Below are 21,882 nucleotides of genomic sequence, written 5' to 3' on the forward strand. Positions count from 1 at the left end.
GAACCCACCCTTAAAAGGGTGAGATTGAAACAAGGACGTTTTATACCTCGCTGCAATGTTTTGAGAGTAAAAAGACCCAGACATTTATTTAATCTGGGTCTTTGAAGTTAGGAATTATCCCAAGATTTCAATCACAGCCGCTAGAATAGCTGGCGCTTTGTCTGAAACCGGAATGAATACCCGCTTTTGCCAGTTGATGATCTCGGTGAAGCAACCCACAGCTAAGAGTCGCTCTGCCAGTGAGATAGCATTAACCAGTTCTATGCGAGCTTCATTAGCAACGAAAGACCGCCGCAGCGTAATTCCTCCTGGTAGTTGCTGTGTATATCTCTCGTTTAGTACCAGCTTCACAAGTTCTTCTGGAGAAAGGACTTGATTTCTGAGTCCGAGTTGTTCGCGCACGGTTTGAATGTCGTGAGCATTCACCACCCGACCGAGTATCTTTTGTCCATCGCTGGTTTGCAACCGGAATACTCGATTGCTAGACTGTGGTAGTATCTTCCAAATCGGTAGCAATATTCCTGTCATTAAGTGCAGGTAATCGGTAGTGAACTTGGGCAGTGCGTCTATTTCAATAGACCAAGCAGCAGCAAACGCATCAATAGAAACTTGCCCCCATGTGGAAGATTCCAAGTCTTGAACTGGTACGCGAGTTTCTTTCTGTGGGCGAATCAGCAAAACTCTTGGGACAACTCCACCTTCAGAGTCGTATATACTATGTGTTGGAATTGACACAGCAGCATTGCCTGACTTGGAGTTGATCATGAGCCTTCCTTGATATTGAGTGGCAAACTCCAACATCTCAATAGCTGTTTTGATGTTGTTCTTCTGCGTGCGTTCCACTTTCAAGTAATTGGTGACGCTACCAGTTTGAGCATGAGTATATACAGCTTCCTGGCTCTCAACAGTAAACCGTTCAGCCCGGAGTGTCTCTACACCCATCTCATAGACCCCTGCGGCGATCGCTGCCTCAATCTGCTGACTTAGCAACAACTCAAAACGCTCGAAAATGATGTTTTGCATATCGATGCGTAAAGCCAGCAGTCGGTTAAGGAATTGGCGCAGGGGTGGGAGATCGATTTTCATGCCGCCTTCGTGGGAAGTGAGCGAGAGTCCAGTCATTTGCTCAAAAGTCCCTAGTGGAACTTCATAAAATCGACCTTGGTATATTTGTCTGAATAATTCATACAGCGCGTGTTCTGCATAGTTCGACTCCAGATTATCTTTAGCCTCAAATATCCCATTGCCACCCGTCTGCCGTTGACCGCGAGTAAGAGCGCCCAAGCTATCCAGCCTTCGAGCGATGGTTGAGATAAAGCGGCGTTCACCTATTACGTTAGTGGTTACAGGTCTAAACACGGGTGCAGATGCTTGGTTTGTGCGGTGCGATCGCCCTAAACCTTGGATTGCATTGTCTGCTCTCCAGCCGGCTTCCAACAAATAATGCGATCGCCGCCGCCGATTCACAGCATTTAGATCAGCATGATAACTTCTGCCTGTGCCACCAGCGTCACTGAAGATGAGGATTTGTTTGTCTCCTTGCATAAACGCAGCAGTCTCAGCAATATTCGCCCCACTACCCCGTGAATCAACGAACAAACGCCCTGAATCATCTTTCAAAACTCGCTTGCTACGACCCGTAACTTCAGCCACTTGCTTGTGACCAAAATGCCACAGTAATTGTTCTAATGCACCAGGGATTGGATCAAGACATGCTAACTTATCGACTAAGGCATATCTCAAAGCTACAGCTTCTTGTGAAATAACTGGAGAGCCATCAGCGTCAAAGACCGGCTCGGATCTTTCTTCTCCATCAGCACCTGAATAAATGGAATGCAGATGAACAGGGAAAGCACTCATCAAGTAGTCCATCACATATTCTCGTGGGGTCAAGTCAAGATTGAGATCCTTCCATTCGGAAGCCGGAACTTCATCAAGTCGTCGTTTCAATAACTCTTCGTTAGTTGAAACGATTTGAATGACAACAGCTAGCCCCAGAGCAATATCCTGTTCAATCGCTTTGATCAACATGGGACATTTCATTCCTGTGAGAAGATGGTTAAAGAACCTTTGTTTGTGGCTCTCGAACTGAGACATGGCGGACATCTTTGCAGCACGGTTATATGTTTTCGCACCAGTAATGTTACACGCTTCTAATGCTTTATAAAGGTTATTGTGGATAATTTGAAAAGCGTCGGCGTAGCTGTTGTAAATCCTTTCTTGAGTTTTAGTTAACTCGATTTCTTGAGTATCGTATTCAACACCATCAAAAGAGAGCGATCGCGCCAAATACAAACCGAGTGCCTTCAAGTCCCTAGCCACCACCTCCATCGCCGCAATGCCACCAACAGAGATAGACTCCACAAAATCCTCACGGTTTGTGAATGGGAAGTCGCCAGTCTGCCACAATCCTAACCTGTTCGCGTAGGAGAGATTAGAAACCTTTGTCGCGCCAGTTGCGGACACGTATATAACCCTGGCTTTGGCAAGTGCATTTTGCAGTCGAAGCCCAACAATACCCTGCTGAGAAGCTGCAACCATACCCAGCGTTCCCTCTTGCGCCATAGCATTTCCCATACTGTGGCATTCGTCAAATGAAATGACACCCTCAAAGTCCTTATCTGCCCACTCAACGATTTGCTTGAGCCGACTTTTACCGTTATGAAGAGAGCGTAGAGTTGAGTACGTGCAGAAGAGAATACCTTGGGTGAAAGGGATGGGGTCGCCAAGTTTGATATTTGAGAGGTCGATAATATCTTTCTCACTACCTCCGAGCGCACACCAGTCTCTACGGGCATCTTCAACTAAGGCAGAACTTTTGGATACCCAAATGGCTTTTCTTCGTCCCTGACACCAGTTGTCGAGAATGATTCCTGCACATTGTCTTCCTTTCCCCGCGCCTGTCCCATCGCCTAAGAACCAGCCACGACGAAATTTTACGGCATTTTCTTCGCCTTGAGCCGCTACAGTCACATTATCCCATGAATCATCGACAATATAAGACCCAGAAAGAAATTCACAGTGCGCCTGACCTGCGTAAATAACGCTTTCAAGTTGTGCCTCTGACAAATTGCCTTGTGTGATAATGTTGCTAGGAAGATGCGGTTTATAAGTTGGTGGTGGTGGCGAGACAAGCGCTAGGGCTGCACTCTCACAGAGTAGCGAGGGGTGAGGTAAAGCGTCCTTGATTCTGATTCGTTGTGGGCGATATATTTCGTATAAAGTATCTTTGAGTCCTTCAGTAGCAGACCATTCGACGACTTCGTATTCCAGAATAACCACATCTGGAATTTCTGCGGAGGGTTCTGGTAAAGCGATCGCTGTACGCTTCGTTGGCAGTTTAACAACCTTCGCTGCAACGACAGCAGCTTTAATAGTTGCAGCATTCCATTGCGATGCCTGCGGCAACGTCAAAGACGAACGCCCAGGCAATTGCTGAATCAGTGCCAGTATTTCAGGCAGATTTAAAGTTTCGGTAATGCAAGGAATTTCGCTGGAGTCAGCCGGAACCTTGTCGATCACTGTAATCCGAGTGTCGATAGTTGTCCCATGTTTTGAGTACACCTTGCCACTAACTCCTACAGACAGTAGAACTCGTGCTTCTGAGTGCCACCTAACGAAAGTCTCGCGCCAAGTGGGATTATTGGGAGAAAACCAGTTAGCAGTAATTGTTACCAGTCGTCCGCCGTCAGCTAGCCTTTGCAATGCTGAGTTGATGTGGCGAGGGGTGGCATCAGGGTTGCGACTACTGATTTTCGGGGACGACGAAAACGGTGGATTCATCAGAACAACTGAGGGCTGAGTTTGCCCTGCCAGATAGTCGTTAATCTGTTCCGCGTTTACAGAGAATAGTGGAGTGCCAGGGAATAGCCGTCGCAGAATCTTACTTCTATCGGGTGCAAGCTCGTTGAGCATCAGACTTGCACTGTGCAATTTAGCCATTTGTGCCAATAGACCAGTTCCGGCACTTGGCTCCAGAATCAAATCAGTAGCTTGTATAAATCCTGCTTTGGCTACCAGATAAGCAAGCGGCAGAGGGGTGGAGAATTGCTGAAGCTGTACTGATTCTTCACTACGGCGAGTATGCGTCGGGCAGAGGGCTGTTAATTCTTCTAATTGTTGCACAACCACTTGAGGTTGTTGTGATAAAATCTTAATTCCCAGATGACGCAGATATAAGATTTGCGCCACTTCCACAGCTTCGTAAGCATCTTTCCATTGCCATGCACCAGACGCGGCAGTGCCTAGAAAGTAGCGATTCATCTGGGAAGAAACAGTTTTCGTAGAGAGAGGGCGATTATCTGTTAAAACTTTTGCAAGCTCTTGGGCAACATTAATAACTGACTGCCCATAATCGATTACTGCTTGCAAATCGAATAAAGAACCTTGGGTGAAAAGTTGCTGTACCATTGCATCACTCAGAATATTATTTTTTTACCCTTGCTATGGCGAAGCCTTTCTCTTATTAATAAATGAGGCTAGTAATAGCCTCATTTAAACTTTTAAACCTTCAGATATTTATTCTTCGGTGATCGAACGAGAATTAAAAAGCGAATTAAGCAGTTTTACACGGTCTACCTGGCTTGCGCTTGCCTGAAGACTTTACATCAGCCTTTTTAGTTTTCGGTGACTTGTTGGCAGCATTGTTAGCTTTGCTTGAACGAGTAGTACGTTTTGGTTGTGGTGAAATTTCTTTAACTGGAGGCAGTAATCTCAATGTAGGGAATGAGAGAATAACTGCTTCGTTACTGGTATGATGAACAGCTTCATCCTCTAGTGTCCAAGGATCTGGCAACTTTTCAAAAGTCCGAGCTTGTGGTGTGATTATTTCTGATACTGATGGGATTTTAGAAGCAGCTATATTTAGATTGCTAACTGGAACCACATTACTAGCGTAAGCAGCCGATACAAATAGTCCATTAATGAACTGGAATATAACGAGAGTAACAAATGCCCAAAAGATGGCTACTATTGCCAGGGTAAGTAGAGATTGCATATCCATGATTATTCTTCAACTAAGTATTTGTAATTTTCAACTGGTCTACGCAAAGCGTTCTTAACCTTTGTTCAAATGTGAAGCGTATTTGAACACATCCTCTCTTAAAGAGAGGACTTCACTCTAAATTTAGCGTAGCTTCTCTCTAATTTGACTCAGCTATATTTCTTCGTTATTTTAAAGCTTATTGATAAAATAGAGCAGCTTTTAGTATTTACCTATTTGAAGATTTCAAGTATTATAGTTATAAACTTATTTCCCAAAAATAAACATTGGGTGAAGTCTATGATTAAGATTTGATTGGTTAGCTAATTCTGGAAATAAAAGATTCTATTCAAACGAAAAATAAAAGTAGTCGTCACAATTAATTGAAAGTATGCCCAATCCAACTACCGACTTAGTTCGCTCCTACCTCAAAGAAATCGGACGCTACCCTCTGCTAACTCCTGAGCAAGAAATTACAAATGCTAGGCTTGTACAGCAGATGATGGCGATTGAAGAACAGCGCTCAAGCCTCGCACTTCAATTAAATCGACAACCAACGGCAAGAGAATTAGCCACCTCGCTTGGGCAAAGCGAAGCTGAGGTAGAGTCAATCGTTCAACAAGGCCAAAAGGCTAAACAGAAAATGGTAACAGCTAATCTGCGGCTGGTGGTTTCTGTTGCCAAAAAGTACCAGAACCACAATTTAGATTTTCTCGACTTGCTCCAAGAAGGGGCACTGGGACTGCAACGAGGAATCGAAAAGTTTGACCCTAACAAAGGCTACAAACTATCAACCTATACTTATTGGTGGATTACCCAGTCAATAACACGTGCTGTAGCAGATAAGTCTCGCACTATTCGTTTACCAATCCATATCAACGAAAAGTTAAACAAAATTAGGAGAGTACAGCAGCAACTGTCTCAATCTTTGGGTCGTCCTCCGGTTGTAGCAGAAATTGCCGAATCGTTGAATCTATTGCCAAGCCAAATAAGAGATTACCTTCAGGTTTCTAAGTCTCCAGTCTCACTCGAAATGCGAGTGGGAGATGAGGGTGAAACTGAACTAGCCGATATTTTGCCGATGGATGGCATTTCTCAAGATGAGCAAATAACTTTTGAGTCTCTACAGCAAGACTTGAGCAAGTTGCTGGCATTGCTTAAGCCAAGGCAACGAGAAATATTGACTTTACGTTTTGGATTGTCAGATAATCAGCAGTTGACTTTGAGTCAAGTTGCGAAACGTCTAAACCTAAGTCGAGAAACAATTCGCAAAACTGAACATCTTGCTCTCTCTGTTTTGCGCTCTCATCAAAACAAGATCAAAGACTATCTTCTTAATTAAGTGTTTCTTTTATATGAGCAAAACTCGCTACTCCAAAGATTGGAAACAAATCGCCACAGCTGTAAAAGATGCCTCCGATTGGCGCTGCTCTGGTTCAGCGATCGCGTACCCGCAATGAACTGGTGATGATTGCACTTTTGAGTGCTGATGCTGTAATTTCGGTATAAAAGACACTAGTATAAAGGACACTAGTTTATATAAATGCTTTGTCCCAGCAGACAATTGCATATTATATTTTAGTGTGTATGTACTATATTAATAGTTCATCAATACTAATATTGAATATTTTGCCGTAACAACAGCACGAAACATTTTTGCCCAAAGCAATGTCCACTTCCCAAACTCCCATCCAGCAACAAGTTAACGTTACTCCCCAGCATGAAATAATTACCGGGGTAATAGAACGCTTGACCTTCCATTCAGAGGAGTCGGGGTATACAGTAGCGCGTTTGGTACGCCCCAGGTTTAGAGATTTAACCACAATTGTCGGTAGTTTTGCCAACATTCAGCCAGGGCAGACACTTCAACTAACAGGCTTTTGGCGAGAGCATCCCCAGTTTGGGCCACAATTCCAAGTCACCAATTATAAAGAAACCAAACCAGCAACACTCACCGGAATTGAGAAATACTTGGGTAGTGGACTAATCAAAGGAGTTGGCCCAGTCACAGCCAAGCGTATCGTTGCTCACTTCGGTTTGGAAACACTCGAGATCATCGAAAACCAAATTGAGCGACTGATTGAAGTCCAGGGTATTGCCAAAAAGCGGATCACTCTGATCAAAAACGCTTGGTCAACTCAAAAAGCGATTAAAGAAGTGATGGTATTTTTGCAAAGCCACGGCGTTTCAACAACTTATGCTGTGAAGATATACAAGCAATACCAGGACAAAGCTATTGATACAGTTACCCATAATCCATATCAGTTAGCGACCGATATCTACGGAATAGGTTTTCTTACAGCTGACAAGATTGCGCGTAACTTGGGAGTTGCACCTGATAGCGAATTTAGATACTGCGCTGGAATAACTCATGCTTTAAGTGAAGCCGCAGAAGATGGTCACTGCTATTTACCACAGCCAGAGCTAATCGAAAAAGTCATCAAACTGCTGACAACTCAGGAGCATCAGCCGACAGAAGATGCGATAACCAATATCATCAAAGATATGGGTGCTAGAGAGGAGTTGGTTAGGGAGAGGATTCGAGATGATTATGGCGAGAAACTACTATTGTGCTACAAACCAACATTTTTCCATACTGAGCAGAACTTAGCGCAGTTAATCTCTCGAAGATTACGCCAACCGATTGCACAGGATATGCCTCGTGTTCGTGGCTGGATTGAACGTTTTACTGCTAGTCACAAAATACAACTATCGCAACAGCAGCAGCAAGCTGTGGAGATAGCGGCTTATTCTCCATTCATGATTCTCACTGGTGGCCCTGGGGTGGGGAAAACTTTCACCACCCATACAATAGTCAGCTTGTGGAAAGCAATGGGTAAATCTATTGCTCTAGCTGCACCAACGGGGAGGGCAGCACAAAGACTATCCGAAATGACCCAACTTGAAGCAAAGACCATACATCGCCTACTGGAGTTTGACCCCAAGAAAATGGGGTTTAAATGCGGTAGCGATAACCCTTTGCCGCACACCGCAATTATTGTTGATGAGGCTTCAATGCTTGACCTATTCCTGGCACACTCTTTGGTGAAAGCAGTAGCAGAAGGAGCGCAACTATTATTAGTAGGTGATATCGACCAGCTTCCCTCAGTTGGGCCAGGAAAAGTATTAGCTGATCTAATAAATTCGCTTCAAGTACCAGTGGTTCGGCTAACGCAAGTATTTAGGCAAGCCCAACAGAGCGCAATCATCAGTGCTGCACACCAAATTAACCAGGGAGAATATCCGGCGTTTGAGCCAATTTCTGATAATCCCGTGTCTGATTGTATTTGGCATGGTGGAGGAAATCAGCCAGAACACGGAGTACAGGCAATCTGTGAACTGATCACCGATTTGATTCCCCGACTGGGCTTTAATCCGGTAACAGATGTGCAAATACTTTGTCCCATGTCGCGGGGACTGGTGGGAACTCGTAACTTGAACGCTGTGCTGCAACAGCTGATCAATCCGCCAAGTAAAGATTTGGTGGAGATTAATCGGGGTGGCATGATACTGCGAGTTGGCGATCGCATTATCCAACTAACCAATGACTATAACCGTGAAGTTTTTAACGGTGATTTAGGGAATATTTTAAGTATTGACACCGTAGAGCAAGAAGTTACAGTTAATTATGGTGGTCGGGCTGTGGTTTACGATTATGCTGACCTGAATGAAATTACCCTGGCATTTGCTGTCTCAGTGCATAAAAGCCAAGGCTCAGAGTATCCGGTGGTGATATTTCCATTATATATGCAGCATTATATGATGCTATCGCGCAACCTATTTTATACAGGGCTTACCCGTGCAAGAAAGTTGGCGATCATCATCGGTGACAAAAAAGCAATATCTTTGGCTGTGCGGACTACAAATGATCAGCAGAGATATACAAGGTTGTGGCAGAGGTTGTTGCAGCCAATTTGATCATTGATTATTTATTCAAAAAATTTTAAATAACAATACACTGTCAGATGCAAGACATATAATACTTGTAACAAGTTGTAGATTTTACACTCACAAGCCTCAACTAACACATAAGTTGTATGAGTAAAGCTACCAAATGAAGGACTTTAGTGGATCTGCCATTATCTAAAAATAATTCTTGGCACAGAGAATTGTTAACACGTTATCCAGAGGTACTGATTGAATCTAAAATCAGACGCTGAAATTTTTGAAAAATATGATTATAGCAAAGGTTGTTGCAACCTGTAGTCATGGGCTTGAAACAAGGACACTTTTATGTCTGGCACTACATCAATTGAAATAATTTTTTTCAGAAGTGAGCTTGTATCCCACAATTGAAGTTTTTATCTTACTTGCGACTTGCGACTTGTTTTTATCACTGTTTAAATCAAATGGTGCATGAATATTATATTGATGCCTATAAATTATCCTTATAAATAGAATAGCGATTACAGAACCGATGCCCAGCAAAACTATTGAAGTCCGAGAGTACACCGTTAGAGCGCACAAGCGGGAAATTCATACTCGCGTTTTTAACTTTGTGTGTAAGCAGTGCGAACAACCGACACAACGAGAAACCTTTGGTGTCCGACCTCTATATTGCGAGAAATGCCGTCCGCCACAACCTCCCAAGCAATCGAAAGTAGTCCCTATAGGCAAGAGGAAACCCAGAGCGATGAACTATGAGAGTGGCAAAGGTATTGGTGGGTAATTTTTCGTTTTGAGGTAAGGGCGATACCTTCTCTTCTCCTATCGGAGACACTTCGTGAACGAGAGGCAACGCCTTTCCTGTGGAACGCACTCGCGTTCGACGAACGCCTACGGAAAAAGCGGTTACGCCATCGCACGAAAGGGAATGAAGCAGCAGCTATATGTGAGGTTACGGCAGTTGACATCAAGTGGACAGCCGTGAAGAGGCTGTAGATTGGCTGTTGCACGGGTTGCAAAAACAAGCCAAACCGTATCTATTATCCTTGCACGCTTTGCTATTGGCGGCTGTTGAAAGGGATTTCTAGGCATTTATAACCTTGGGAAATACCCGATTCAAGTCTAATAAAACATCTTCAAATCCAGGAATCGCTACTGACTGATGTGGTAAAGATATCTGTTTGCTGAGATAATTGAATTCACCTTGAGCATTTTGATAGGGTTGGCTATAACGCTCAAGTTGGCGAACATTTAAGTTGACAATCCAATAATCAGAAATTGCGGCTTCTGCGTAGATTTTTAACTTTGTTGTTTGGTCGTAATCTAGGGTTGAGTCCGAAATCTCAATCACTAAAAAAATATCTTCTGGATAGGGATGATGGGCGAGATAATCTTCGTCTTTGCCACGTGCTACCGCCACATCTGGTTCAGGTTCACTTTGCGAAGGCAAAGTAATCGGATCTTGTCCGCGAATCACGGCGTGATCGCCCAACAACCGATCCAATTGGCGGCATAAGATAGAACCGCAGACTGTATGAGGTGTGCCCTTGGCTACCATCTGAATTAGTTCTCCGCGAATCAACTCGATGCGATCGCTCTCCTTTAGAAATTCCAGTTCAATCAGCCGATGATATTCGTCAATAGTAAATCGTTTTGGTGTGACAACGTTCATGGGACATCATCGATTTAACTGTTATGTACTTTCTAGCTTACCATCTGTATTCAAGAGAGTGGAATTGCCCCAACTGTGGGATACACCACGACAGAGATATTAACGCAAGTAAGAATATTTTGGCTGCGGGACTCGCAGTTTCAGTCTGTGGAGCGAACATAAGACCTGACAGCCTTAAGGCTCAAGGGCAGTTGCGAAATACCCGTAAGGCTTGCCTTGAGCGTAGCCGAAAGGGAAAGAAACAGAAACCTAAGTCGTGAGTCTTAGGAATCCCCGACCATTTACGGCGGGGTGGATGTCAAACTGTAGCTGCGAAAAAACGTAGTTTTTCATGCAGGGCAATCGGTGGCAGTCCAGTTTTTTGGTATCTTATCTTGGTATTACACCCAAGACCTTGCACCCTAGTTTTGGTTAACATAGAAATTCCCCTGACATTGCACACATTGTATGCCCAAGACTTGGAACATCAAGATAGATAACTATTTTCAAGCCAACCCAAACTGCATCATCGCCACCGCCCATGTAGACTCGTTCCCGACAGACCTGCCCCTAGAACCGAACATCAGGGAACCAAACCGTAAAAGCGCGACCTACAGACAAATCTTCGACTCACTGACCACCGAACCTGCAAAATTCTTCTCTCGCCACAGTGGAATCGTTCTATCAGCTAATATTGTAAAACCAAGCAAAACCTCACTCGAATTAGAAGTCTTAGAAGCAAGCGAGGGCGGTAGCGACGGTATTATCAACGGGGGTCATACAGTTTTAGCCTTTGAGCAAGCGAAAAATTACAAATATGACCTCAGCCTTGCCAGAGTAAAAGTTACGATTCACATCGGACTGACTGAAGAATCAGCCCTAGATATAGCCCTGGCCTCCAACACCACAACACCAGTAGATTCTCGCTCCAAAGTCAACGCTAGGGGTGATTACAAATTCATCAAGCAGTATTTAGCTTCCTTAGAACAGAAAGAAGAGAGAAAATTTAGAATAGCCTATTACCAAAACCAAAGCAGCGCTCCCAGAAATGCCCAATGCAATGTGAACCATTTGCTGAAGTTGATAAACTGCCTAGATAGAAACAGATACAACCCCGACGGCAATAAACGAACCAAACACCCAACAGGTACAAGTATCCCCTCTCAAATCACAGACACAGAAAGGGAAAGATTAACCGCCTTACTGCCTCTCTTGACTCAGGCTTTGTGGATAGAGCAAAGACTGTACGAAATAATCCAAGAACATATCAGCAACCCCAGAAGAAAGGGTGTGAACGATTTAGCATCAATAGATATACGTAAAACAACATTGTTGCCGGACAGTAAGTACTCTTTTGGGTTTGGTGCGCCAACTGACCTGGCACTACCGATAATTGCGTCCTATCGTGTATTTCTCGATAAAGACTATAAATGGATTCTGCCGTTTAACGAATTCGCTGAAGATTTCCTCCAACACTTGTGGAATAACAATTTCCGCAAATACTTGGTGTCGGAGAAAACAGCAGGAAATACAGTAGGAACAAAAATCAGCCGCAATCAAGAGATTTGGGAAAGTCTGTATATCTCAGCGCAAAGTTATCTAAATCAGCACTTGGTGAAAATGGTTAACTCTAGTAAGCAAGAAGAAGAATCGAAAGTGACAGAAGGTGCAAACAAGAGGGCAAAAGGGAAAAGGGGTGAACTCAACGCGACTACTGTCGCTAAATAGTTTTTACCGAACAGGGCATGGGGTATAGGGGAAAGATTTTTACCCCCCATACCCTACTTGACTTTTCCAGTTAAGTCAGGAATTTTCAAAATAGCTTGAATAATGCCAACTAATTAATTCTCAACAACTTAAGTTTAATGACAAGACCACTCATAGGTAGAACTTTGGGATGGAGCTATAATAAGCGCTCACTGAATACCGTTATGGATGATTGCGTTCTAAATTGAATTCAACTATTGCAATCTCAGGTTAATATTTTTGGCTTTCCTAGACTAGTTATAGAAAATTAATACTTTATATCAGGTTCAGTCCTTATATAGTAGGGGATTCAAGAATCAGAAAGTATATTTTTATTAAATCTTTGATTCTATTTTAGCGAAACCTAGTACAGCACGGCGTAAATAAACCCACTATTTTTGTGGGAGAATAAGTAATTAGATTAAAACTACTTTTTGTTGACAGGTAAGGAGTCAGGGTGTGGCACGATTAGCTCCAAAAGAATTAAATTTAAGCGATTGCGATCGCTTAGAACTGCAACAGTTGCTAAACCGACATAGTACAGAGCAACAAATAGCACTACGTGCAAAAATAATTCTCTTAGCATCAGAGGGGAAAAATCATGGCGAAATTGCCCGAACATTAAATATAAGTCTGGACATGGCTCGTTTATGGCGAAACCGATGGTTTGAAACTAGCGATAAAAAGTTGCCTATTTTCGACAGATTACAAGACTCGGGACGTATTGGAGCACCAGTAAAATTTAGCATGGAGCAAGTAATCGAACTATTTGCCCTTGCATGTTCAAAACCCGAAGATTATGGACGACCAATAAGCCATTGGACGAACCGAGAGCTAGCGGACGAAATTATAAAGCAAGGCATTATTGAAAGCATATCTGTCCGCCATGTTGGAAGATTATTAGAAGAGGCAGAACTTAAACCACACCAGAGCCGCTACTGGTTAACCCCCCCCTGAAGATGAAGAATTTGACACAAAAGTGGAAGATATTACTGACTTATACATCAGTGCGATCGCTCGTTATCAAGATGGAGAGCGCACAATATCGATTGATGAAATGACGGGTATTCAAGCTACAGAACGTTTAGAAAAAGACTTACCGATGCGACCAGGTAAAGTTGAAAGACGGGAGTTTGAGTATATTCGTCATGGTACACAAACTTTGATAGCCAATTTTGATGTTGCCACTGGTAAGATTATCGAGCCTAATTGTGGAGATTCTAGAACCGAAGCCGATTATCTCCTCAATATTCGCCGAATAATTGAAAGTGACCCCAATGCCAAAAAATGGCATTTAATTATGGATTGTCTTAATACTCACCAGTCTGAGTCGCTCGTTCGCTTGGTTGCGGAAAAAGAATGTTTGAATATAGACCTGGGTATTAAGGGAAAAAGTGGCATACTTAAATCGATGAAATCTCGTGCTGCTTTTTTGAAGAACCCAACACATCGAATTGTTTTCCATTATACACCTAAACATTCTTCTTGGCTTAACCAAATTGAGATTTGGTTTAGTATTTTGGTTCGTAAATTACTTAAGCGTGCTAGCTTCAAGAGCCAGGATGACCTCAAAACTCGAATTCTCGGATTTATCGACTATTTTAATAAAACAATGGCTAAACCTTTTAAGTGGACATACAAGGGTAAAGTCTTGGCTATCTAATACTTGGTTTATTTACGCCGTGCTGTACTAGCTATATCAGGTGTTTTAGGTGTTTTTTAGTATTAATTTATCAAACGAAGTCTAGGAGAGCCATATTTTTTAGCTGTTAAATCAGGAAAATTAATTCAGCGATTTGATTTATACTTTTAGATTAGTCTAAATATCAAAAAAGTTTTGTCGTATGTCCAGCCTGAGTCCAGACATGGTTCGTATCTATTTGCAAGAGATTGGTCGTTACCCAATGCTAACCGCAGACCAAGAAATTGCTTATGGCAGGCAGGTACAGCAAATCATGGCAATTGAGCAAAGAAAAAATGTACTCACCCAACAACTAGATCGTGAGCCAACAATGGTCGAATTAGCTGTTGATGTTGACAAAAGTGAACCGGAAATAGCTCAAATACAAAAGCTTGGGCAACGAGCCAAACAAAAAATGGTGACAGCAAACTTGCGTCTGGTGGTTTCGATTGCCAAAAAATATACTAAGCGCAATCTGGAATTCTTAGATTTGCTGCAAGAAGGGGCAATAGGTTTACAAAGGGGTGTAGAAAAATTTGACCCCAATCGCGGCTATAAGCTTTCCACCTACGTATACTGGTGGATTACGCAGTCAATCACACGGGCAATCGCAGAGAAATCCCGTACTGTACGCTTGCCAATTCATATCACCGAACAACTGAACAAAATTAAGAAGGTACAGCGAGAATTATTTCAGACACTGGGTCGTCCAGCCAGTGTTGTAGAAATTGCTGAAACTTTAGACTTACAACCAAGCCAGATTAGGGATTTTCTCAGCAGTTCAAAGCAGCCAATTTCTCTAGATGTAAAGGTTGGAGATAACCAAGACACAGAACTTAGTCAACTTTTACCAGATGAGGGTATATCTCCAGACGAACATATTACCAAAGAACTTTTGCGTCAAGATATTAATAGTTTATTAGAATCACTCAAACCGACGCAACGTGAAGTATTAATTTTGCGTTTTGGGTTAGAGAACGATCAAGAACTAACTTTAGCTCAGATTGGAGAGAAATTGAATGTCAGTAGAGAACGAGTTCGCCAAATTCAGCAGCAAGCAATCACTGTTTTACGTCGTCAAAAAACTGAAATTCAACAGTATTTAGTTTCCTGAGAAATATTTATTGATGATATTTTAAGGACTAATTAGTGAAAAAAGGCTGGGGGTAGGGTTACAGGTTTGGGTGTAAGGAAAGACAGAAAGTCTTACTACACCCCACACCTTTTGATTTTTTCAGATACTGTGAAAAGTTAGATTAAGCTAACAAAACTTGAAGTAATCAACTTTCCAATTATATTCAGCAATACCATGCCGAAGGCGGGCTACGCCTACGCACTCTGGGATTTTTGTATAGTACTATTGTACTGTTTTGTCACAAGCGATCGCTCATTTGCGCTTTGACTCTAAGAATTTTATGGGGGCGACACCGATAGCGTACCCCCACTACAACTATGCCACACCAGCAGTTTTTGACTGTATGTATACAACGTATTCGCCTTATGATCATTATAGAAAAATTTCTTTGTTAGCAAAATGTCCAAGCGTAGTTATGCCATTCTAGGAACTGGTGCATTAGGTGGCTTTTATGGTGCAAAACTGCAAAAAGCAGGCTTAGATGTCCACTTTTTGCTGAAGAGTGATTATGAATATGTCAGCAAATCTGGTTTGGTTATTGAGTCAAGAGATGGTGATTTCACCCTGACTCAAGTCAACGCCTACAATGATATAGAAAAAATGCCACAATGCGATGTGGTGGTGGTAGCGTTAAAGACGACACAAAACCATTTATTGCCGCAGATGTTACCACCACTCGTCAGAGATAATGGGGTAGTGTTGGTATTGCAAAATGGACTGGCGGTGGAAGAAGAAGTTGCTAAAATAGTTGGCAATGTCAGCATTATTGGTGGGTTGTGTTTTCTCTGTTCCAACAAAGTCGGAGCAGGACATATTCGCCACCTTGATTACGGACAAATTACCATAGGAGGATATGCTTCTGACTATGATCCTACTGGGATTACAGATAAGATGCGGCAAATTGCAGATGACTTGAAGAGTGCTGGTATCTCAATGGAATTAGCTGAAGATTTATTACTAGGGCGATGGAAAAAATTGGTGTGGAATATTCCCTATAATGGATTGTCTGTAATTCTCAACGCTAGAACAGATGAATTAATGTCCTATGTTCATACCCGCAAATTAGTTGAACAGTTGATGTATGAAGTTGCAGCAGGATCAAAAAGTTGCGGACGCATCATTCCTGATAGCTTCATTGAGACAATGCTAGATTACACCGTGAACATGAAGCCTTATCGTACCAGCATGAAAATTGACTACGACGAAAGGCGGCCTTTGGAAGTAGAAGCAATTTTTGGGAACCCATTACGGAAAGCGCAAGCAGCAGATGTAAATTTACCGCAGATTAGCTGTATATACCAACAGCTAAAGTTTTTGGATGAGATTAGAAGAGTGGGAGATCGAGAAAACACTTAATTCCTTCTTAAATTTACTCAACTGGTAGGATTCTGGCGCTTAACACCAGCATCTTTATCTAACAAAATGATTGGTTAGCATCTCTAATATTTTACAGTTAACGCTGCCCATGAAAAACCAGCAGCACTACTAGCTAAAACCACAAGATTCCCAGACTTTATTTTCTTTGAATCTAAAGTTTTCGCCAAGCCAAATATGGTATCTACAGCACCTAAATGACCATATTCAGGTAAAGAAATGAATGTCTGGTCATCCTTTAAATTTAAAGATTCTAGAATGCCTTTAGATAAGCTCTTTTTCACTTGATTTGTTAATAAGAAATCCACATCTTTTATCAAATAACCACTTTTCTCTAAGGACTTGTGAATCACCTTAACATAGTTTTCTAAGTATATATCTGATAAGATTGTTTTTAGTTGTTGAGGGTCTTTTACTTTTAAATAATTCAGTTCATCGTTAATTTGTGTACCACTGACAGGAAACTTAGTTCCTGCTGACGATACCTTGAGGCAATCCACGAATTTTCCATTTGTGATGGCGTGATAAGAGAGGATTTGATTGCTTGGTTCTCCTTTTTTCAATATCGCTGCTGCTGCACCATAAGCAATCAAATCAATTTCACTCGCTGTAATTTTTGCCTTATTTATAGCTGATAATGCTGCTTTAATTCCCATATCACTGGGATGTTCGTCTTGACCTGCAATTGGTTTATGTTTGATACCAATCTTTTCTGTGAAAACAAACTCAGGTAGATTGGCTAGTTTGGCCATTTCCTTACTGGTTAAAATTCCTTTGGGAATGTAATAACCAACAGACGTGATACCAACGGTTTGTTCGATCATGGAGAATACTCTAATAAGTTAAGTGAACAACAAGCTCATTAACTAGCCAGATTGTAAATCTGCTTGTAGCCTCTGCTGCAATCGAGTATATGGCATCACCATGCCAAAAAAGGTTTTTTGGCACGGTGATGCCGTTTACAGGCGGTCAACCGACCTTCTTTCCTATAGCTGAGTGCTTTTGGCTAACATTTCGCAAGAGCAGGATTAAATACCCTGCCCTTGCGACTAAAGAGCATACCCTAAAAAGTGCGATCGCAATAACCCTTCAATAATCAATATCGGGTTACTTGAGCTAGCATAGGGCTGGTATTTGAAGAACTAATTTTACCAAAATCTCCTAAGCTATCAAACTTCTCTTACTTACCTATTCACCTATGAATCGAGTTGCTTTAATTACTGGTGCTAGTCGTGGACTTGGCAAAGATATGGCTTTACGCTTGGCTCAAACGGGCTGTGATATTATAATTACCTACCAAACGAAGCTAGAAGAAGCCAATGGGGTAGTAGACCAAGTTAAGCAATTAGGGCAAAAAGCCACTACTTTACAATTTGATGTCGGAGATATTAAAGGGTTTGACGGGTTTGTTGACAAATTACAAGCTGTCCTAAATAAGAAATTTGGAACAGAAAAACTAGATATCCTAATTTTATGTCTTATTAAATTTAAAATAACAACAACAACAACAACGTTCAAGATTTATGATTTTTTAGAACGCTGTAGAAAGAACAAAGGAATTAACTCAACAACGTATACAACGATAAGATACCTACAAATAACCCCGGCAATTATTACCGGGGTTATTTGTAGGTATCTTGTGGAAATTGTCTACAACGTCAAACCTTTGCCTAATATACGCTGTAGACGTTGTAAACGACATAAATCATTAATAACGCTGGGGTGGGAGCGACCATCCCCATTGCACAAGTTACGGAAGAGGACTTTGACAGGCTCGTGAATATTCACTTTATCGCCGAAGATTTCCTGCAACACTTGTGGAATAACTACTTCCGCAAATATTTGGTGTCGGAGAAAACAGCAGGAAATACAGTAGGAACTAAAATCAGCCGCAATCAAGAGATTTGGGAAAGTTTGTACATTTCGGCGCAAAGTTATCTAAATCAGCACTTGGTAAAAATGGTTAACTCTAGCAAGTCAGAAGAAGAATCGAAGCTGACACAAGGTAGAAAAGGGCGTTTGCAAGCAGATAAGAAATAATAGTATAAGTTTACTATAAAAGATCCATTTTAGATGGGCGATGGCTTTTAACAGTAAACAGTTATCAGTCAATTCGTAAAGTCCTTGGGTTTTAACTGATAACTGATAACTGATAACTGTTTTAAGTGATGGACTAACTTGTGAAATCGAAAAAGTGCTATTGCTCACAGATTCTTTTCCATTTTCATATACAATAACAACTGCTCATTCAAGAGTAGCAAGAGAGGAAAAATAATGGCTGAACTCAAACTCCGGTCAAAAGATCCAGATTCCCTCAGACGCATTATTCAAAGTGCTTTGTCAGAAAGATTACAGAGTGTGACAGCAGGAATCAAAAGAACAGAAGAACGGATTCAGGAATTTGAAACCAAATATAAATTATCAACTGAGGAATTTATCACTCAGTTTAATAATGATGAATTATCTCATAGTTTTGACTTTGATGAGTGGATTGGAGAAGCTCGAATGTTGGCACATTTACAAAAAACAAAAGAGTCGATAGAGGAGATTGATTTTGTTGATTGAAGATTATTTTCAGCAAATTCGGATTTTAATCGAATCCTCAGAAATAGTTAAAATATTTAATTTAGAAACTGAAAAAAGAGGAATATATGAAGGTTTTATCAGAGCCCAGCTCGAATTTAAAGATAACTCCTTGCTGCATTTAAGGGAATTTGTTTATGTTGAAATATCCCTAGATAGAAAAATGTATAGTTATCAATATATGAATTCAGAGAATAATCTAATTTTTCGCTATGACAATACTGAACATCACCGAAAATTAAATCTGACTACTTTCCCTCATCATAAACATGATGGGAGTGAGGATAATATCGTTAAATCAGATGCTCCTTTTTTAGCTGAGATCCTAAAAGAAATTGAAAAAATATTAGGATAAGTGTGATGTCTATGGCAGACGTTGCCAATGTCCACAATGTCTTCAGCGATCGCTTGACATCGACTTCCCTTTTCCCTTTTCCATCTTTAGCTATATTTATCTCCTACCCAATCCCGGAAAAAACTTACTCCAAACACTTTGCTCCTTTGACGCTGATTCTTCTGAGCCTAAAACATTCTGTAGCCCTCGTTGATTACTCTGAATCTCCTGCATATTAAGAGAATAAATCGTCTGAGCTAACTCTGGATTCTCTTCTAACAATTCAGCCTCAAAACTTAACTCCTGTTGCAACAGTTGGGCATTTCGGCGCAAGAACATCTGCTGATTGTGTCGCTCTCTGATAAGGGATTCAGTCAGGTGTAATTGTTCTTCAAAACTCAAATCGTCGTATTCGTTATACATTTTATTCAACTCCAATTAAACCAAAGTATTCTGCGGAAAGTTCCATCAAGTATTTGAGAGCTAAACAGTCGCCATAACTAGTGTATATTTGAGCAATAGTTTTGAAGATTTCTAATATATTATCAGGCGTTACTTCCGTGAAACGAGAAGCCAAATTAAATGCTGAGTTTTCAGCTTGTGGCTCTAGCGGAGTTGCCTCAGCCCACACTATTAAACCTCGCTTGTCCAGTTCTGCTAAAGAAATATCATTCACAGCATCCACAACGGAATCAGGCGCATACTTTATTAATAGCTTAATCACCAAATAACACCTCCATAAAGTAATTGATATCCCAGCCTCAATCTTGTAATAAATTCTTCAGTATTACGATTGCCCCAAACAGGATTACTACGGCTTTTTATCCAGTTGATTGGACTATGACAAATCTCATTATGACAACGGTAGCACGTAGGAAATGTAGATTGACCAATGATGTCGTTGCCGTAGTAAGCGTGATGGATTTCTTCACTTTTCTTAGTCAGGCAAACGACACAATAATTGTGAGTTTTTCGGTGAGCGATTGCTACTTGTTTCCTATACTCTTTGGGATTACCATAGCGAGCATTCCAATTTAGTTGTCTGGGTAGCCGAGATTTTCTAGTAATAGAGTCACCCCTTTTTCGTTTAACTCTTGCCCCGTTAATTCCTGCCACTTCTGTTTAATTTCCTGAAAATGTGGTCTTCTCCCTAATTCGTTTGCCCATTTTCTAATATCTTCATACCAGTCAACCTGTTGCTGTGAGGATTGCTGATTATTTTTAGAACTACTAACAGTGTCACCATTCGGTTTGGAATCCTGTTTTTGTTCCAGACCCTTGATATCAAATTCCGGGATTAGAGCAACAAAAGGATTAGACCGAGTGGGAATTACTAGGGCATATCGAACTCCGGCTTTATCTAACATTTCGCAAGCCTGCCGCAAGACTTCCAAAATCTCCTTTTTAACGTTTACAAAGTCTTGTGGATGGTCAAGGATATAACTCGATGTCTGCCCTACAGCAATAAAGCAAACGTTTTTCAGAGATGGGCGGCTAAATCCGGTTTCCCCAGAGAGCGGGGACTGTCCCATAAATAGACCATGACCCTTTAACCCAGCAGTGAATTTGATGATATAGTTCCAAAAACCTTGCAAATCTTTGGCGGTATCAGCATCAACCATTCCCGGAAGTCCCTTGCCTCCACCATAAACACTATCTACTTCATCCTGAGCAAGAAATAATTCGGGAACGCCCTGACATTCACCACCAACAATTGATACTCTGGCTTTCTGCTTGTCAATTTGGTCTGTGGCAAAGGTAATCCAGTTTTTTAGTTCTTTCATGCCGTCAAACTTACGGCTAAACTTGCACAGCCATCTGGTGACATCATCTTTTGGATCGCTGCCGATGACAATTGCTGGTGTTTGAGACTTGACAGCAATTTTGTTGATAATCACGCCTGCCAGCGTGGACTTTCCAGATTGTGTGCCACCAGAAAGGTAAAAATGGTGATTACTGCGAAGAGTCATATTTTGATTAGATGCAGCATCACACAGTTCATCAATCCAAGCACCATCAATTCTGATGTACTCAGGATAATTAGCTGCGATCGCTTGCAGAATTTTCATTGCACCCGGATTAATCACCGACTGCACCGACTCTTCATCGATGTCAGCAATATCGGGATTGGGAATACCAGTCGGTGAAGGTGATTGTTGTGCTGGTGGTTCTGGAAGTGTAACCAAACCTTGCAACTCATATTCAGCAATCCACCGGGGGCGCTCTTGCACTGGTAGCCGATTCACATAATCAGCAACTCTGCGTTTGGCAGCGATCGCAGTAGTGACATAATCATAAACAGCTTCACCTTGCAAATGCTGTTTGAGTGATTTCAGGTCAGCTTCTTCTAAAGAGCGGTATACTTTCTGTTTGCCTTCACTAATTTGGGCAGATACTCCAAATAAGCCAGCACTCAGTGTTCCCGCACCAAGTAGCATCCCGGTTGTTATTCGGTCAGTATTTAAGAAAAAAGGAGCAGACAGGCATAATACTGCACTCGCTCCTAAAGAAC

The 21,882-nt window shown here is 41.7% G+C and carries 21 protein-coding genes and 1 pseudogene; 14 read left to right on the top strand and 8 right to left on the bottom strand.

Features of this window, described 5'->3' with window-relative positions; all coding sequences use genetic code 11:
- Positions 1–114: 114 nt before the first annotated feature.
- Entirely contained in the window at positions 115–4,410 is a 4,296-nt protein-coding gene (locus V7K76_RS25410; protein WP_335030162.1) for a strawberry notch-like NTP hydrolase domain-containing protein, read from the bottom strand.
- 145 nt (positions 4,411–4,555) lie between these two features.
- Positions 4,556–5,002: a hypothetical protein gene (locus V7K76_RS25415; RefSeq protein WP_335030163.1), complete on the bottom strand. Its 447-nt coding sequence runs from the start codon at positions 5,000–5,002 to the stop codon at positions 4,556–4,558.
- A 370-nt stretch (positions 5,003–5,372) separates the two neighbouring features.
- Between V7K76_RS25415 and V7K76_RS25420 the strand changes: the two genes are divergently transcribed.
- The 3 genes from V7K76_RS25420 (at position 5,373) to V7K76_RS25430 (ending at position 9,650) form a co-directional block, all read left to right on the top strand.
- Positions 5,373–6,323, top strand: a complete 951-nt coding sequence (locus V7K76_RS25420) for an RpoD/SigA family RNA polymerase sigma factor (protein ID WP_335030164.1) — start codon at positions 5,373–5,375, stop codon at positions 6,321–6,323.
- A gap of 326 nt (positions 6,324–6,649) precedes the next feature.
- Positions 6,650–8,899, top strand: coding sequence for an SF1B family DNA helicase RecD2 (gene recD2, locus V7K76_RS25425; protein WP_335030165.1), 2,250 nt, complete (start codon positions 6,650–6,652; stop codon positions 8,897–8,899).
- 499 nt (positions 8,900–9,398) lie between these two features.
- Positions 9,399–9,650 carry a hypothetical protein gene (locus V7K76_RS25430; protein WP_190947028.1) on the top strand — a complete coding sequence of 84 codons (252 nt, stop codon included), beginning with the start codon at positions 9,399–9,401 and terminating at the stop codon, positions 9,648–9,650.
- Positions 9,651–9,772: 122 nt separating this feature from the next.
- On the opposite strand, the gene V7K76_RS25435 is transcribed toward V7K76_RS25430, so the two are convergent.
- Positions 9,773–9,958, bottom strand: coding sequence for a hypothetical protein (locus V7K76_RS25435; RefSeq protein ID WP_335030168.1), 186 nt, complete (start codon positions 9,956–9,958; stop codon positions 9,773–9,775).
- Positions 9,951–10,538, bottom strand: coding sequence for a Uma2 family endonuclease (locus V7K76_RS25440; protein WP_335030170.1), 588 nt, complete (start codon positions 10,536–10,538; stop codon positions 9,951–9,953). Before V7K76_RS25440 ends, V7K76_RS25435 begins: the two co-directional genes overlap by 8 nt.
- A 23-nt stretch (positions 10,539–10,561) precedes the next feature.
- Between V7K76_RS25440 and V7K76_RS25445 the strand changes: the two genes are divergently transcribed.
- From V7K76_RS25445 to V7K76_RS25470, 6 genes are all read left to right on the top strand, one after another.
- Positions 10,562–10,798 (top strand): zinc ribbon domain-containing protein, encoded by a 237-nt coding sequence (locus V7K76_RS25445; RefSeq protein WP_335030171.1) that lies wholly within the window; start codon positions 10,562–10,564, stop codon positions 10,796–10,798.
- 187 nt (positions 10,799–10,985) lie between these two features.
- Complete coding sequence (locus tag V7K76_RS25450) at positions 10,986–12,245, top strand: AIPR family protein (RefSeq protein ID WP_335030172.1); 1,260 nt, start codon at positions 10,986–10,988, stop codon at positions 12,243–12,245.
- A gap of 477 nt (positions 12,246–12,722) precedes the next feature.
- On the top strand, positions 12,723–13,220 hold the full coding sequence (locus V7K76_RS25455) for a helix-turn-helix domain-containing protein (protein WP_335030173.1): 498 nt from the start codon (positions 12,723–12,725) through the stop codon (positions 13,218–13,220).
- Positions 13,221–13,242: 22 nt separating this feature from the next.
- Entirely contained in the window at positions 13,243–13,926 is a 684-nt protein-coding gene (locus V7K76_RS25460) for a transposase (protein ID WP_335030174.1), read from the top strand.
- 181 nt (positions 13,927–14,107) lie between these two features.
- Positions 14,108–15,058 (top strand): RpoD/SigA family RNA polymerase sigma factor, encoded by a 951-nt coding sequence (locus V7K76_RS25465; protein WP_335030175.1) that lies wholly within the window; start codon positions 14,108–14,110, stop codon positions 15,056–15,058.
- A gap of 420 nt (positions 15,059–15,478) precedes the next feature.
- Complete coding sequence (locus V7K76_RS25470) at positions 15,479–16,435, top strand: putative 2-dehydropantoate 2-reductase (RefSeq protein ID WP_335030176.1); 957 nt, start codon at positions 15,479–15,481, stop codon at positions 16,433–16,435.
- A gap of 83 nt (positions 16,436–16,518) precedes the next feature.
- On the opposite strand, the gene V7K76_RS25475 is transcribed toward V7K76_RS25470, so the two are convergent.
- Positions 16,519–17,277 carry a 3-oxoacyl-[acyl-carrier-protein] synthase III C-terminal domain-containing protein gene (locus tag V7K76_RS25475; protein ID WP_334954137.1) on the bottom strand — a complete coding sequence of 253 codons (759 nt, stop codon included), beginning with the start codon at positions 17,275–17,277 and terminating at the stop codon, positions 16,519–16,521.
- Between the two features lie 89 nt (positions 17,278–17,366).
- On the opposite strand from V7K76_RS25475, the gene V7K76_RS25480 reads away from it, so the two are divergent.
- From V7K76_RS25480 to V7K76_RS25500, 5 genes and pseudogenes are all read left to right on the top strand, one after another.
- A complete protein-coding gene (locus tag V7K76_RS25480) occupies positions 17,367–17,549 on the top strand; it encodes a hypothetical protein (RefSeq protein ID WP_334954138.1) in 183 nt (60 codons plus the stop codon).
- A 102-nt stretch (positions 17,550–17,651) separates the two neighbouring features.
- Complete coding sequence (locus tag V7K76_RS25485; protein WP_335030177.1) at positions 17,652–18,233, top strand: SDR family NAD(P)-dependent oxidoreductase; 582 nt, start codon at positions 17,652–17,654, stop codon at positions 18,231–18,233.
- Between the two features lie 11 nt (positions 18,234–18,244).
- A pseudogene (locus tag V7K76_RS25490) lies at positions 18,245–18,493 on the top strand (AIPR family protein); the annotation flags it as partial.
- A gap of 234 nt (positions 18,494–18,727) precedes the next feature.
- Positions 18,728–19,018: a hypothetical protein gene (locus V7K76_RS25495; protein WP_335030179.1), complete on the top strand. Its 291-nt coding sequence runs from the start codon at positions 18,728–18,730 to the stop codon at positions 19,016–19,018.
- Positions 19,008–19,391 carry a toxin-antitoxin system TumE family protein gene (locus tag V7K76_RS25500; protein WP_335030180.1) on the top strand — a complete coding sequence of 128 codons (384 nt, stop codon included), beginning with the start codon at positions 19,008–19,010 and terminating at the stop codon, positions 19,389–19,391. Before V7K76_RS25495 ends, V7K76_RS25500 begins: the two co-directional genes overlap by 11 nt.
- Before the next feature lie 96 nt (positions 19,392–19,487).
- Here the strand turns inward: V7K76_RS25500 and V7K76_RS25505 are convergent, their stop codons facing one another.
- The 3 genes from V7K76_RS25505 to V7K76_RS25515 form a co-directional block, all read right to left on the bottom strand.
- Positions 19,488–19,793 carry a hypothetical protein gene (locus V7K76_RS25505; protein ID WP_335030181.1) on the bottom strand — a complete coding sequence of 102 codons (306 nt, stop codon included), beginning with the start codon at positions 19,791–19,793 and terminating at the stop codon, positions 19,488–19,490.
- Between the two features lies 1 nt (position 19,794).
- Positions 19,795–20,094 (bottom strand): hypothetical protein, encoded by a 300-nt coding sequence (locus V7K76_RS25510; RefSeq protein ID WP_335030182.1) that lies wholly within the window; start codon positions 20,092–20,094, stop codon positions 19,795–19,797.
- 310 nt (positions 20,095–20,404) lie between these two features.
- Positions 20,405–21,882 (bottom strand): hypothetical protein (locus V7K76_RS25515; protein ID WP_335030183.1); only part of this gene is annotated, 1,478 nt, incomplete at its 5' end.

The sequence above is a fragment of the Nostoc sp. genome, from assembly GCF_036917975.1.
Taxonomy (GTDB): Bacteria; Cyanobacteriota; Cyanobacteriia; order Cyanobacteriales; family Nostocaceae; genus Nostoc.